This window comes from Burkholderia cepacia (genome assembly GCF_029962485.1).
Taxonomy (GTDB): Bacteria; Pseudomonadota; Gammaproteobacteria; order Burkholderiales; family Burkholderiaceae; genus Burkholderia.
Genome location: NZ_CP073637.1, coordinates 479,395 through 493,743 on the forward strand (window position 1 = coordinate 479,395; position 14,349 = coordinate 493,743).

General features: G+C 66.8%; 14 protein-coding genes. 9 read left to right on the forward strand and 5 right to left on the reverse strand.

Features of this window, described 5'->3' with window-relative positions; genetic code table 11:
* Positions 1 to 25: 25 nt before the first annotated feature.
* A complete protein-coding gene (locus KEC55_RS02225) occupies positions 26 to 790 on the reverse strand; it encodes a response regulator transcription factor (RefSeq protein ID WP_282506557.1) in 765 nt (254 codons plus the stop codon).
* Positions 791 to 961: 171 nt separating this feature from the next.
* Here KEC55_RS02225 and KEC55_RS02230 point away from each other — a divergent pair, with 171 nt between their 5' ends.
* Genes KEC55_RS02230 through KEC55_RS02245 form a run of 4 tightly spaced genes read left to right on the forward strand, consistent with a single transcriptional unit; the run spans position 962 to position 4,279 of the window.
* Entirely contained in the window at positions 962 to 1,216 is a 255-nt protein-coding gene (locus KEC55_RS02230) for a hypothetical protein (protein WP_282506559.1), read from the forward strand.
* Positions 1,217 to 1,234: 18 nt separating this feature from the next.
* Entirely contained in the window at positions 1,235 to 3,049 is a 1,815-nt protein-coding gene (locus tag KEC55_RS02235) for an aminopeptidase P family protein (protein WP_282506560.1), read from the forward strand.
* A gap of 58 nt (positions 3,050 to 3,107) precedes the next feature.
* Entirely contained in the window at positions 3,108 to 3,659 is a 552-nt protein-coding gene (locus tag KEC55_RS02240) for a cysteine hydrolase family protein (RefSeq protein ID WP_282506561.1), read from the forward strand.
* Positions 3,656 to 4,279 carry an HAD family hydrolase gene (locus KEC55_RS02245; RefSeq protein WP_282506562.1) on the forward strand — a complete coding sequence of 208 codons (624 nt, stop codon included), beginning with the start codon at positions 3,656 to 3,658 and terminating at the stop codon, positions 4,277 to 4,279. The genes KEC55_RS02240 and KEC55_RS02245 overlap by 4 nt, the downstream gene beginning before the upstream one ends.
* 132 nt (positions 4,280 to 4,411) lie before the next feature.
* On the opposite strand, the gene ettA is transcribed toward KEC55_RS02245, so the two are convergent.
* The 3 genes from ettA to gcvA all read right to left on the reverse strand — a co-directional run bounded on the left by ettA (position 4,412) and on the right by gcvA (position 7,566).
* Positions 4,412 to 6,079 carry an energy-dependent translational throttle protein EttA gene (gene ettA, locus KEC55_RS02250; RefSeq protein ID WP_282506563.1) on the reverse strand — a complete coding sequence of 556 codons (1,668 nt, stop codon included), beginning with the start codon at positions 6,077 to 6,079 and terminating at the stop codon, positions 4,412 to 4,414.
* A 186-nt stretch (positions 6,080 to 6,265) separates the two neighbouring features.
* Complete coding sequence (locus tag KEC55_RS02255; RefSeq protein ID WP_282506564.1) at positions 6,266 to 6,574, reverse strand: DUF3761 domain-containing protein; 309 nt, start codon at positions 6,572 to 6,574, stop codon at positions 6,266 to 6,268.
* Positions 6,575 to 6,627: 53 nt separating this feature from the next.
* Positions 6,628 to 7,566 (reverse strand): transcriptional regulator GcvA, encoded by a 939-nt coding sequence (gene gcvA, locus KEC55_RS02260; protein WP_282506566.1) that lies wholly within the window; start codon positions 7,564 to 7,566, stop codon positions 6,628 to 6,630.
* A 193-nt stretch (positions 7,567 to 7,759) separates the two neighbouring features.
* Here gcvA and KEC55_RS02265 point away from each other — a divergent pair, with 193 nt between their 5' ends.
* From KEC55_RS02265 to KEC55_RS02285, 5 genes are all read left to right on the forward strand, one after another.
* Positions 7,760 to 9,025 (forward strand): MFS transporter, encoded by a 1,266-nt coding sequence (locus KEC55_RS02265; RefSeq protein ID WP_282506567.1) that lies wholly within the window; start codon positions 7,760 to 7,762, stop codon positions 9,023 to 9,025.
* Positions 9,026 to 9,091: 66 nt separating this feature from the next.
* A complete protein-coding gene (locus KEC55_RS02270; protein WP_282506568.1) occupies positions 9,092 to 9,427 on the forward strand; it encodes an MmcQ/YjbR family DNA-binding protein in 336 nt (111 codons plus the stop codon).
* A 367-nt stretch (positions 9,428 to 9,794) separates the two neighbouring features.
* On the forward strand, positions 9,795 to 11,183 hold the full coding sequence (gene gabP / locus KEC55_RS02275; protein WP_282506569.1) for a GABA permease: 1,389 nt from the start codon (positions 9,795 to 9,797) through the stop codon (positions 11,181 to 11,183).
* A gap of 36 nt (positions 11,184 to 11,219) precedes the next feature.
* Positions 11,220 to 12,566, forward strand: a complete 1,347-nt coding sequence (locus KEC55_RS02280; RefSeq protein ID WP_282506570.1) for a glycosyltransferase family 87 protein — start codon at positions 11,220 to 11,222, stop codon at positions 12,564 to 12,566.
* Between the two features lie 366 nt (positions 12,567 to 12,932).
* A complete protein-coding gene (locus tag KEC55_RS02285; protein ID WP_282506571.1) occupies positions 12,933 to 13,067 on the forward strand; it encodes a hypothetical protein in 135 nt (44 codons plus the stop codon).
* Between the two features lie 3 nt (positions 13,068 to 13,070).
* On the opposite strand, the gene ychF is transcribed toward KEC55_RS02285, so the two are convergent.
* Positions 13,071 to 14,165, reverse strand: coding sequence for a redox-regulated ATPase YchF (gene ychF, locus KEC55_RS02290; RefSeq protein ID WP_282506572.1), 1,095 nt, complete (start codon positions 14,163 to 14,165; stop codon positions 13,071 to 13,073).
* Between the last annotated feature and the right edge of the window lie 184 nt (positions 14,166 to 14,349).

The window sequence follows — 14,349 nt, forward strand, 5'->3', positions numbered from 1 at the left end:
TCGAGGGCTATCGTTTAGCCCCATATTATAGCGTTTCAGCGATTTCCTCACTCGCCGCATACCGGGCATCAGCGTGGCGGGGCCGCGAATTTGGGGGCTCGATCGGTACGCGGTCGAGCTGATAGCCGAAGCCGTAGAGCGGCAGCAGCCGGTAGCCGCGCTCCGGAAGCAGCCGCAATTTACTGCGCAACCGGGACGCGTGCGTATCGAGCGTGCGCGACTTCATGTCGCGGCGGCGCCCCCACACCGTTTCGAGGATATGGGCGCGCGATACGGGCCGCGACAGGTTGGCGAACAGCAGTTGGGCGAAACGGAATTCCTTGGGCGTCAGTGAAACGATTGCGTCGCCGAAGCGCACGAGATCGTGCGTGGCGTCGAATGCATATTCCCCATACATTTCGCGCGAGCGAGTGGGCGGCCGGCGTACGCCGGCGCGCCGGCTCAGCGCGTTGACGCGCGCAAGCAGCTCGGGGCCGCTCACGGGCCGCGCGAGGCAATCGTCGGCGCCCGCGTGCAGGCACGAGACGATTTCGCTTTCGCGCGGCGACTGCATTATCGCGATGGCCGGCAAACCGGGCAGGACCGCCTGCGCGCGCGGAATGACCTCCTGAGCCGGCTGGTCGCCGGCCCAGTGGCAGGTGATCAGCATGTCGCAGGTGTTGTCGGCGGCGAGCCATGCGAAGAATGCGGTGCTGGACGAAAACGCGTGGCACACGTGACCGCCCGCGAAGAGCAGGCGGTTCAGGAGTGCGGTATGACGCGCTTCCGGATCGATCAGAGCGATTCGCATGAGAATTTCTTCAATACGGCAGCCGGTGCGCGCTTGCCATAACGTCGAGTCGGCCCCTACACTCGAATGTTCGCGGCACCCGGCTGGTCCCGGGTTCGATGGATGAATCGATGCTAGCCGCTGGTAACGTTCACGCCTATTGGACGAATCCGAATTTATAGAAGGCGTCGAATGAACTGGTTTGGAATCCTTGTCCTGGGAGCGGCCGTGGGGCTGTTGGGCCGCTGGCTGCATCCGATGCGGCGCACGAGTCGGCCGGCGTGGTGGATCGCGGTGCTCGCCGGCATCGTGGGTGCGGCGGCCGCCCGCATGGCCGGCAATCTCTCGGGACTGTTTTACGATGGCGAGACGCTCGAATGGCCGGTCTGCACCGGCGTCGCGTTCCTCGCCGTAGCCGCGACGGTCGCGCTGTCGGCCCGTCGCTGAATGCTCTCAGGTGAAATCATGAATGCCCGTCTTCCCGAAGTCTCGCCGGTGCCGGCCCGCCTTGCGCTGTTGCGCGGCGCCATGGCCCGCGAGGACCTGGCCGCCTATCTCGTGCCGTCCGCCGATCCCCATCTGTCCGAGTACCTGCCCGAGCGCTGGCAGGCGCGCCGCTGGCTGTCCGGCTTCACGGGCTCGGTCGGTACGCTGGTCGTGACCGCGGATTTCGCGGGGCTGTGGGTCGACAGCCGCTACTGGGTGCAGGCCGACGCCGAGCTGGCCGGCACGGGCGTGCAGCTGATGAAGATGACGGGCGGGCAGCAGAGCGCGCCGCACGTCGACTGGCTGGCGCAGAACGTGCCGGCCGGCATGACGGTCGGCGTCGACGGTGCGGTGCTCGGCGTCGCGGCCGCGCGCGGGCTGACGGCCGCGCTGAGCGCGCGCGGCATCGCGCTGCGCACCGATCTCGACCTGCTCGACGCGATCTGGCCCGAGCGGCCGGGGCTGCCCGGCGACGCGGTGTTCGAGCACGCGGCGCCGCAGGCCGACACGACGCGCGCGAGCAAGCTGGCCGAAGTGCGCCGCGCGATGCACGCGCAGGGTGCGCAGTGGCATTTCGTGTCGACGCTCGACGATCTCGCCTGGTTGTTCAACCTGCGCGGCGCCGACGTCAACTTCAATCCCGTGTTCGTTGCGCACGCAATGATCGGTGCCGGTCGCGCGACGCTGTTCGTCGCCGACGGCAAGGTGTCGCCGGCGCTGGCCGCGTCGCTCGCACAGGACGGCGTCGACGTCCGTGCCTACGACGCCGCGCGCGCGTCGCTCGCGGCGCTGCCCGCTGGCGCGACGCTGCTGGTCGACCCGCGCCGCGTGACGTTCGGCACGCTCGAGGCCGTGCCGGCCGGCGTGAAGCTCGTGGAGGCCGTGAATCCTTCGACGTTCGCGAAGTCGCGCAAGACGTCCGCCGAGATCGAGCACGTGCGCGTGACGATGGAGCACGACGGCGCCGCGCTCGCGGAATTCTTCGCGTGGTTCGAGCAGGCCGTGAACCGCGAGGCGATCACCGAGCTGACGATCGAGGAGAAGCTCACGGCCGCACGCGCACGGCGCCCCGGCTACGTGTCCGCCAGCTTCGCGACGATCGCCGGCTTCAACGCGAACGGCGCGATGCCGCACTACCACGCGACGCCCGAGTCGCACGCGACGATCGCCGGCGACGGCCTGCTGCTGATCGATTCGGGCGGCCAGTACATGACGGGCACGACCGACATCACCCGCGTCGTGCCGGTCGGCACCGTCAGCGACCTGCAGCGGCGCGATTTCACAATCGTGTTGAAATCGATGATGGCGCTGTCGCGCGCACGTTTCCCGCGCGGCATCCGCTCGCCGATGCTCGACGCGATCGCACGCGCGCCGATGTGGGCGGCCGGGCTCGACTATGGGCACGGCACGGGGCATGGCGTCGGCTATTTCCTGAACGTGCACGAAGGCCCGCAGGTCATCTCGCACTACGCGCCGGCCGAGCCGCACACGGCGATGGAAGAGGGCATGATCACGTCGATCGAGCCGGGCGTGTACCGTCCTGGCCAGTGGGGCATCCGGATCGAGAACCTGGTCGTGAACCGCGCGGCCGGGAAGACGGAATTCGGCGATTTCCTCGCGTTCGAGACGCTGACACTGTGCCCGATCGACACGCGCTGCGTGCTGATCGAGATGCTGCACGACGAAGAGCGCGCGTGGCTGAACACGTATCACGCGACGGTGCGCGAGCGCGTCGGCCGGCACCTGAGCGGCGATGCGAAGGCATGGCTCGACGCGCGCACGCAGCCGATCTGACGTAACAACATGCGATAACGGCCGGACAACGGCCGAACGACAAAACCGAGGGCAAGCAATGGCGGACACTGCAGTGATCGTGATCGACATGCAGCGCGGGCTGGTGGAGCGGGCGCAGCCCGCTTACCGGCTCGACGACGTCGTGTCGGGCATCAACCGGTTGACGGCGGCGGCGCGCGCGGCAAACGCGCCCGTCTGCTTCGTGCAGCACGACGGCGATGCGGACGACGATGCCGTGCCCGGCACGCCGGGCTGGGAGCTGCATGCGGGGCTGGTCGTCGGCAGCGACGACTGGCGCGTGCGCAAGCAGATGAGCGATTCGTTCCACGACACGCCGCTCGCGGCGCAGCTCGACCGCCATGGCATCCGTTCGGTGCTGATCTGCGGCTACGCGACCGAGTTCTGCGTCGATTCGGCCGCGCGCCGTGCCGCGCTGCTCGGCTACCGGACGACCGTCGTGTCCGACCTGCACACGACGAACGAGCGCGCGCACCTGTCGGCCGCGCAGATCGTCGCGCATCACCACTTCATCTGGGCAAACAATTCGCTGTCGGGCAACGCGGTCACGCCGCGTCCGCTCGCCGACGTGCTGACAACGGAGTTCGCATGACGATCAAGGCCGTGGTGTTCGATTTCGGCGGCGTGCTGATCGACTGGAGCCCCGAGTACCTTTACAGGGAGCTGATTCCCGACGACGCGGAGCGCCGCTGGTTCTTCACGCATGTGTGCGCGATGGACTGGGTGGTTCGCCAGGACGGCGGGCAGACGATCGAGGAAGGTACGGCCGAACTCGTCGCGAAGTTTCCGGAGCACGAGGCGCTGATCCGTGCGTTCTATGCGCGCTGGCACGAGATGATCGGCGGCGTGCTCGACGAAGGTGCCGCGCTCGTCGACCGGCTCGACGCGCAGGGGATGCCGCTGTTCGGGCTGACGAACTGGTCTGCGGAGACGTTTCCGTATGCGTGGGACAACTTCCCGATCCTGCGGCGTTTCAAGGACATCGTCGTGTCGGGCCGTGTGAAGCTCGTGAAACCCGATCCTGCGATCTACCGCGAGATGCACGCGCGGATCGAGCCGCACCTGCCGGGCATCGCGCCGCACGAACTCGTGTTCATCGACGACAACGCGAAGAACGCCGCGGCCGCGACGGCGCTCGGCTGGCACGGCATTCATCACACGAGCGCGGCGACGACCGAGGCGCGGCTGCGCGAACTGGGCGCGCTCGCGTAAGCGTTGGGCGAAGGCTCGGGCGAATAAAAAAGCGGGCCATCGGCCCGCTTTTTCTTTGTCCCGCTCCGGAATCGGGCCCCGTCGGCATCCGGCCCAGCGTTGCCGCCGTGCCGGGCACCCGGGCCGCGCCGGTCAGCGGCTGATCGGCTTGTAGCGCAGACGCTTCGGCTTCGCGGCTTCCTCGCCGAGGCGCGCACGCTTGTCGGCTTCGTATTCCTGGTAGTTGCCGTCGAAGAACGTGACCTGCGAATCGCCTTCGAACGCGAGGATGTGCGTCGCGATCCGGTCGAGGAACCAGCGATCGTGCGAGATCACCATCACCGAGCCCGCGAATTCGAGCAGCGCATCTTCCAACGCACGCAGCGTTTCGACGTCGAGGTCGTTCGACGGTTCGTCGAGCAGCAGCACGTTGCCGCCCGAGATCAGCGTCTTCGCGAGGTGCAGGCGGCCGCGCTCACCGCCGGACAGGTTGCCGACGATCTTCTGCTGGTCGCCGCCCTTGAAGTTGAAGCGGCCGATGTACGCACGCGACGGCGTTTCGTACTTGCCGACCGTCAGCACGTCGGCGCCGCCCGAGATTTCCTCGAACACCGTCTTCGAGCCGTCGAGCGCATCGCGGCTCTGGTCGACGTACGCAAGCTTCACCGTCGGGCCCATCACGACTTCGCCCGAATCCGGCTGTTCCTTGCCCGTCAGCATCCGGAACAGCGTCGACTTGCCGGCGCCGTTCGGGCCGATGATGCCGACGATCGCGCCGGCCGGGATCTTCAGGTTCAGGTTGTCGATCAGCAGGCGATCGCCGAACGCCTTGCTGACGTTCTTGAACTCAATCACTTCGTTGCCGAGGCGATCGCCGACCGGAATGAAGATTTCCTGCGTCTCGTTGCGCTTCTGGTATTCCTGGCTGCTCAGTTCCTCGAAGCGCGCGATACGCGCCTTCGACTTCGCCTGACGGCCCTTCGGGTTCTGGCGCACCCACTCCAGTTCCTTCTTGATCGCCTTCTGGCGTGCCGATTCCGATGCTTCTTCCTGCTTCAGGCGCTCTTCCTTCTGGTCGAGCCAGCTGCTGTAGTTGCCCTTCCACGGAATGCCGTGGCCGCGGTCGAGTTCGAGAATCCACTCGGCGGCGTTGTCGAGGAAGTAGCGATCGTGGGTGACCGCGACGACGGTGCCCGGGAAGCGCACGAGGAACTGCTCGAGCCAGTCGACCGATTCGGCGTCGAGGTGGTTGGTCGGTTCGTCGAGCAGCAGCATGTCCGGCTTTTCGAGCAGCAGCTTGCACAGCGCGACGCGGCGCTTCTCACCGCCGGACAGGTTCTCGATCTTCGCGTCCCACGCAGGCAGGCGCAGCGCGTCGGCCGCCACTTCGAGCTGTTGCTCGGGGCTGCCGCCGTCGCTCGATGCGAGGATCGCCTCGTACTTTGCCTGCTCGGCCGCGAGTGCGTCGAAGTCGGCGTCCGGTTCCGCGTAGGCCGCGTAGATTTCTTCCAGCTTCTTGTTGGCCTGGAACAGGTCGCCGAGGCCTTCCTCGACGGCTTCGCGCACGGTCTTCGTCGGGTCGAGCTGCGGCTCCTGCGGCAGGTAGCCGATGTTCAGGTTCGGCATCGGCGTGGCTTCGCCTTCGATGTCCTTGTCGACACCCGCCATGATGCGGATCAGCGTTGACTTGCCCGAGCCGTTCAGGCCGAGCACGCCGATCTTCGCGCCGGGAAAGAACGACAGCGAGATGTCCTTCAGGATCTGGCGCTTGGGCGGCACGATCTTGCCGACCCGGTTCATCGTGAAAACGTATTGGGCCATTTCGGTGTGAAAGTCAGAAGTGGTTGAGACGGCCGCGCAGCGCGCGGGCGTGGCGGCGTCGGGTGATTCGGTACGGAGCATGCCGCGCGGGGCGCGGCGGCGTCGCCGCGTGTCGGCGGTGCGAACGCGTATTGTACTTCGCCGCCGGCTGCCGCTGGCGCGGCGCAGCCAATGGGATGCGCCGCGTTACAGCCACGCGGCGACGCCGCCATGCCCCGAGCACGTGCCGCGCCGGTGACGGCTGAAGCTGTACGTGCCGTCGCGGCAGCGCGCGCTCGCGCCTTCCGGCACGCGGCCCGATTTCGAATGCGCGGGCGCATGCACGGTTTCGCCGTCGCGGTTGCGATACGTGTCGTGACGGTCGAGATCGGCTTCGTTACCGTAGCCGGGCGTGGCGCGGTACGCATGCGCAGAAGGAGGCAGCGCGGCGCATACGACGAAAAAAGCGACGGACAGGGTCGCGATGCGCGTCGCGCGGCGGAGCAGGGCAGGCATGGTCTCTCTCGGTTTGTTGTTATGGCGGTCGGGCCGGTGGCCCGCGCCGCATGTTAGCGGATCCGTGCCGGATCGTTGCCGGCGCCGGACATCGACGCCGCGCCGTCGGCCCGGGCGGCATCGAGAATCCAGCGACGGAACGCGGCAACTTTCGGCCGTTCGGCGTGATGCGGCGGATAGACGAGGTAGTACGCGAAATCGTCGAGCCACGCGACGTCGGCGAGTTGCACGAGCCGGCCGCTCGCCAGTTCGCCGCGCACCATCGCGGCCGGCAGCAACCCGGCACCCTGGCCGGCGACGATCGCCTGCAGCAGCAATCCCGAATCGTCGAACGCGGCGCCGCGCGGCGGGCCGAAATCGTCGATCCGCTGCGCGCCGAACCAGATGTGCCAGCCCTTGCGTTCGGCGTCGTGCAACTGCGGCCAGCCGACGAGATCGGCCGGCGTCGCCGGCATGCCGAGCCGCGCGACGAGTTCGGGCGAGGCGAGCGCGACGATCTCCACGGTCAGCAGGCGTTCGCTGCACAGCCCGATATAGCGCCCGAGGCCGTGACGGATCGCGACATCGACGCCGTCGCGCGAGAAATTTGCGAGCGCGTGGCTGGTGACGACCTGCAGGTCGACGTCCGGGCACGCGTGCCGGAATTGCGCGAGCCGCGGGACGAGCCACGCGGATGCGAAGAACGGCGTGACGCTCACGGTCAGCACGCCGCTGTCGGCGGCGCCCGACACGCGCTGCGACGCATCGGCGATCTGCCGGAACGCGTTGCGCACCGGCGGCAGGTAGTCGCGGCCGGCGGCCGTCAGCAGGATGCCGCGGTTGACGCGCTCGAACAGCTGCACACCGAGATGCGTCTCGAGCGTGCGGATCATCTGGCTCACCGCGCCGGGCGTGACCGACAGCTCCTCGGCCGCCGATTTCACCGACAGGTGGCGGGCGGCCGCTTCGAAGGCGCGCAGCGCGTTGAGCGGCGGCAAGCGGGAACGATTCATTCAGTTTTTCTAAAGCGAAAGGCCGACGAAATATCGTTTGAGGCGATGCATGCTCGCGAGTACCGTTGTCGCATCGAATCGCATGTTTAGTGGCCGTCTTTCGGCGGCCGATGCGATCAACATAGTTCATCTATATCCATGAGGCAATCCGGACGCCGCCCGGCGGCCGGTGGAACCTGAGAGGAGCATCGTCATGAACCGCCCGGGCGCATCGCGTCTCTTCTACGGCTGGTACGTGGTCGCGGCCGCGTTCGCCGTCACGTTCGTCGGGTTCGGCAGCGCGTATTCGTTCAGCGCGTTCGTCGAGTCGCTGCAGCGGGATTTCGCGGCGTCGCGCGGGCAGATCTCGCTCGTGTTTTCGCTCGCGGGGTTCCTGTATTTCGGTTTCGGCATCATCAGCGGGCCGCTGGCCGATCGCTTCGGCTCGCGGCGGCTCGCCATCGTCGGGATGCTGCTGACGGGCGCCGGGCTGGCGGCCGCCGGCGCCGCGCAGTCGTTGCTGCAGGTCTATGTCGCGTATGGGCTCGGGGTCGGTCTCGGCGTCGGTTGCGCATACGTGCCGGCCGTCGGCGCGGTGCAGCGCTGGTTCGTGCGCCGGCGCGGCTTTGCGTCGGGGCTCGCGGTCGCCGGGATCGGCGTCGGTACGCTCGTGATGCCGCCGCTCGCGTCCGCGTTGATCGCGCATGTCGGCTGGCGTGGCGCATATTTCACGCTGGCCGTGATCGCGGTCGTTCTGGGAGCAGGCATCTCGCTGCTGATCGAGAACGATCCGCGCGGGCGCGGACTGTTGCCGGATGGCGATGCCGCCGACGAAGGCGGCCGGCAACCCGTTGCGGCCCGGGCCAGCGCGACCGCACACGCCGGCGCGACGGTGCGCGAAGCCGTCACGTCGCGGCCGTTCGCGAGCCTCTACGCCGCGTGCCTCGTGTGCTCGTTCGGCGTGTTCGTCCCGTTCGTTCACCTCGTGCCGTACGCGCTCGATCATGGCGTCGCGCCATCGACGGCGGTGTTGCTGCTCGGTGCGATCGGCGTCGGCAGCACTGCTGGCCGTTTCTTTCTGGGTGGCCTGGCCGACCGCTTCGGCCGCCGCGCGTCGCTGCTCGCGATGTTCGCCGGCATGGCCGTTGCGCTCGTTGCGTGGGCGGGCGCCGGCACGGTCGCGACGCTTGCCGCGTTCGCGCTCGTGTTCGGCGTGTTCTACGGCGGCTGGGTCGCCGTGCTGCCGGCGGTCGTGATGGACTACTTCGGCGGGCGCAACGTGAGCGCGATCATCGGCATCCTGTACACGAGCGTCGCATTCGGCACGCTGATCGGGCCGGCCGCCGCCGGTTTCATCTACGACGCGGGCGGCGGTTATCTCGTGCCGATCCTCGCGAGCGCCGCCGCGAATGCGATCGCGTTCGCGATCGTCGCGACGACGGGGCGGGCGCCGGCGGCCGCGCGCGCAGCCGGCGGATAGGCGCGCCGCGCGATTTCCGGTAGGGTGGCCGGAGCGTCAACCATCGCCCAACGGTCGGGAGGCATCGTGACATTCGACGAGGTCCGGCAGATTGCGCTCGCGTGGCGCGGTGTCGAGGAGGGCACCTCGTACGGCACGCCCGCCCTCAAGGTGAAGGGCAAGATGCTCGCCCGGCTGCGCGAGGATGGCGACACGCTCGTCGTGAAGGGCGTCGGCCCCGACGAGCGTGCATGGCTGATCGAATCGGACCCCGACGTGTATTTCGTGACCGATCACTATCTCGGCTGGCCGATCGTGCTGGTGCGCCTGTCGGCCGCGGATCCCGACGCCGTGAAAAACCTGCTTCTGCGAGAATGGCACGCGATCGTCCCGGCCAAGTGGCGGGACGAAGCGGCGCGCTGACAGCACGCGAACCGGCGCCGAACCGGATCAAGCGTTGCATCGATTCGCATCGATGCAACAAGTGGTTCCATCGAAATTCTTCAATTGGTTCTCAGTGAAGAACCGTTTGATGCTTACACTCCTTCGCTTCGAAGGCGGCTGACGAAAGCCGATGGAAAGGGCGCACGCGATGCGCCGGCGCCTTGCGCGCCGCATCGCACCCGCAGCTTCGCAGACTGCGCGGGCGCACCGACCCGACAGGCCCCATCCGGCCTCATGCCCGCGTGCGACGCACGCGCGGTCGCAGCCGGATTCAAGAACGACAACTCCCCGCGCCGCCTTCATGCGACACCCGGTCGTACCGGAACCGTTTTTTGGAGAGAGACAGATGAGTGGAAGCAATACAGGCCTCGGCACGGGCCTGAAGCAGCGTCACGTGACGATGATGTCGATTGCCGGCGTCATCGGCGCGGGCTTGTTCGTCGGCTCCGGCCACGCGATCGCGGAAGCCGGTCCGGCATCGATACTCGCGTATGCGATCGCGGGCGTACTGGTCGTGCTGGTGATGCGCATGCTCGGCGAAATGGCCGTCGCGCATCCGGACAGCGGGTCGTTCTCTACCTATGCCGATCGCGCGATCGGCCATTGGGCCGGCTTCTCGATCGGCTGGCTGTACTGGTGGTTCTGGGTGCTCGTGATCCCGATCGAGGCGACGGCCGCCGCGACCATCCTCAACGCCTGGTTCCCTGGCATTGCGACCTGGATCTTCGCGCTCGGCATCACGCTGCTGCTCACCATCACCAACCTCTTCTCCGTCAAGAACTACGGAGAATTCGAGTTCTGGTTCGCGCTGATCAAGGTCGTCGCGATCGTCGTGTTCCTGTGCATCGGCGGCGCGGCGATCGTCGGAATCGTCCCGGCACCGGCCGTCTCGGGCGTATCGAACCTGTTCGCGCATCAGGGCTTCATGCCGAACGGCGCCGGCGCGGTACTGGCGGCAATGCTCACGACGATGTTCTCGTTCCTCGGCACCGAGATCGTGACGATCGCGGCCGCCGAATCCGACAATCCGCAACGCCAGATCGTGCGTGCGACGAACTCGGTCATCTGGCGTATCACGCTGTTCTATCTCGGCTCGATCCTGATCGTCGCGGCCATCGTGCCGTGGAACGACCCGCTGCTGCCGAAGCACGGCTCGTATCAGCGCGCGATGGAACTGATCGGCATCCCGAATGCGAAGGCGATCATCGACGTGATCGTGCTCGTGTCGGTCGCGAGCTGCCTGAATTCGGCGCTGTACACGGCGTCGCGGATGCTGTTCTCGCTGTCGAAGCGCAAGGACGCGCCGGCTTTCCTGCATCGCACCGATTCGACCGGCACGCCGCGCGCGGCCGTGCTCGCGTCGACCGCATTCGGCTTCGTGACCGTGATCGCGAACTACCTGATGCCGGAACAGGTGTTCGGCTTCCTGCTCGCGACGTCGGGCGCGATCGCGCTGCTCGTGTATCTGGTGATCGCGATCTCGCAACTGCGGATGCGCAGGACGCTCGAATCGACCGGCGCCGACCTGACGCTGCGGATGTGGCTGTTCCCGTGGCTCACGTGGGCGGTGATCCTGTTCATCTGCGGCACGCTGACCGTGATGTTCATCAGCGAGGATCACCGGATGGAAGTCGGTGCGACGGCCGTGCTGGCGTTGATCGTGCTGCTCGCGTCGTGGCTGAACAAGCGCGGTCGCGATGCACGGGCGAGCGCGGGGCGGCGGGTGTCGGCGTAATGCAGTAACGTGACGGCGGGGCGGGGCGCCCCGGTCATGAAAAATGGCCCGATCGGCGTTTGCCGGTCGGGCCATTTGTCTTTCGAGACGCGCGAATGCAGGCTGCCGCGCGACGATGGGCACGCCGTCTGCCGGAACGATCGTCGCCTATACTTCACGAGAAGAAAAATGGCGGGGTGGGCGATGGGGACGGTGCATAGATCGGGCGGCCGTGCGGCTGACGCGCGACGCCTCGGTACGTACGCGGCGGCGATACTCGCACTGCAGATCGTCATCCTGGCCGTCTGGGTGCTCAGATACTACGGCTGGCACGATCGTGCATCCCCGATGGTCGGATCGGACTTCGCGGTATTCTGGACGGCGGCCCGCGTGGCGATCGAACACGGCGCTGCGGCCATCTTCTCGCCCCGGTTGATGCAGCCGATCGAAGCCGCACTGCGGCCGCTCGCCGATTTCACCCCATGGCCGTATCCGCCGACCTTCCTGCTCGTCGTCATCCCGTTCGGTCTCATCCCGTTCGCCGCCGCGCTCGAGATGTTCGGCGTGCTGCAGATCGCCTGCTATGCGGCGGTCATGGCGCGGCTGGTACGCCCGCTCGACGGGCAGTCGCGCATTGCAATCGCCTCATTTCCCGGACTGATCGGCGCGGCACTCACCATGCAGAATTCCTTCATGACCGTGGCCGCCGCCGCCGCCGCGCTCATGCTGCTCGAATCCAGCCCGGTCGTCGCGGGCGCGTGCATCGCCGTTCTGGCTGTGAAGCCGCAGTTCGGCATCCTGTTTCCGCTGGCACTTGTCTGTGGGCGGTACTGGAAGGCATTGATTTCGGCCGCCGCGTTCAGTGCCGGTATCGTCGTGGTGTCGGTGGCTGCGTTCGGCGTGCGAGCATGGACCGCGTTCTTTGCGTTCATGCCTGAATTCCACCGCAACGTGGTCGAGTACGGCGACACGTTCCGGCGGGGCATGCCGTCGACGATGTCGCTCGCCCGGGCGGCCGGGCTGCCTGTCGGACCCGCCTACGGCGTGCATGCGGTCGTCGCGATTCTGGCGGTCGCGGCGGTCGCCAGTGTGTGGATGCGCCGCTCGCGCTTCGAGCTCCGCGCGGCCGCGTTGGCTGCCGGTACGCTGCTCGTACAGCCTTACTACATGTATTACGACCTGCTCTGGTTGGTGCTGCCGATCGCATGCCTGATGCTGGACGCGCGGAATGTCCGGTTGCGCCGATCCGAGGTCGTGGTCGTCGTGCTGGCATGGGCCGCGCCCGCGCAGGCGTTCATCGCGGTGATTACCGGCGTGGGGTGGCCGGTCGCGTCGGTGATCCTGATCGCGTTGCTCGCGACGATCGTGCGTCGGAGCGGTGCGCCGGAGGCGGTGGCGGTGTAGCGGTTGCTTGGCGTGCCTGAAACAAGACGATCATCGACGATGATTGTGCCCGAGGCGTGAATATCGCCTGACCGGGGCGTGCCGGCCAGCCCATGTTTATTGTCGAAATGAGCGGATGTCGCCGGTGTCGACGAGAGGGTATCGACATACGAGGACGAAGAATCGAACTCGTCTGATTTCACTGTCGACAACATCTTCATACATAGGTCACTTCGACAGCCGGAGTGCCCGGAAAACTGCGATGACCGAGCAATCGGTCACGTCGGCATGTTCCGCCGCATGCATGCCCCGCTGTGGCCGGAACTCACTAGAGGATTGCGGAGTTGACGCTCCGGCATGCTTGCATCCTCGTATCAGGAGACCAGGGTGAACGATTCGACAGGCATGAAGGTGCGCTTCAACGCCGTCAGAAACGAAGCGAACGAGACCGCGCATCGCTTTACCATCTCACGAAAAGAAAAAGCCCGCAGCGGCGGGCTTTTTCTCGAGATCTCGACGTAACGCTCAGACGTTGAACAGGAAGTTCATCACGTCGCCGTCGTGCACCACATATTCCTTCCCTTCCGCACGCATCTTGCCGGCTTCCTTCGCACCCTGTTCGCCCTTGTACGAGACGAAGTCGTCGAACGCGATCGTCTGCGCGCGGATGAAGCCGCGCTCGAAGTCGGTGTGGATCACGCCGGCCGCTTGCGGAGCCGTATCGCCGATGTGGATCGTCCATGCGCGCACTTCCTTCACGCCCGCGGTGAAGTAGGTCTGCAGGCCGAGCAGCTTGAAGCCCGCGCGGATCACGCGGTCGAGGCCCGGCTCTTCCATGCCCATGTCGGCGAGGAACGCTTCCTTGTCCGCATCGTCGAGATCGGCGATTTCCGCCTCGATCGCCGCGCACACGGCGACTACCGGCGCGTTCTCGCTTTCCGCGTACTTGCGCACTGCATCGAGGTGCGGGTTGTTCTCGAAACCGTCGTCCTTCACGTTGGCGACGTACATCGCCGGCTTCGCGGTGATCAGGCAGAACGGCTTGATCAGCGCCTCTTCGTCTTCCGACAGCACGAGGCCGCGCACGGCCTTGCCCTGGTCGAGCTGCGCCTGCACTTTCTCGAGCACCGCGACGAGCTTTGCCGCTTCCTTGTCGTTACCCGACTTCGCTGACTTCGAGTAGCGCGTGAGCGCCTTCTCGACGGTGCCGAGGTCGGCCAGCGCGAGTTCGGTGTTGATCACTTCGATGTCGTCGATCGGGCTGACCTTGCCGGCGACGTGAATGACGTTCTCGTCCTCGAAGCAGCGCACGACGTGCGTGATCGCATCGGTTTCGCGGATGTTCGCGAGGAACTGGTTGCCGAGGCCTTCACCCTTGCTCGCGCCCGCGACGAGGCCCGCGATGTCGACGAATTCGACGACGGCCGGCACGACACGCTCCGGCTTGACGATCTCGGAGAGCGCCTTCAGGCGCGTATCGGGCACTTCGACGATGCCGACGTTCGGCTCGATCGTGCAGAACGGGTAGTTCTCGGCGGCGATGCCGGCCTTGGTCAGCGCATTGAACAGGGTGGACTTGCCGACGTTGGGCAAGCCGACGATGCCGCATTTGAGACTCATGGAATCCTTCGGACGGGTAAGGCGGCGCGGCCGGACAGGGCACGGCGGCGCGGGAAAAAAGGGCGGCCGGCGCGTGGAGCGCGGCGGGCCGACGGTCAAAGACGCTATTGTACCGTGCCGACGCCCCGGATTCCGGGGTTGCGCCGAATGGCCGATGCGGCGGGCCGCCGCGCCTCGTCGGCCG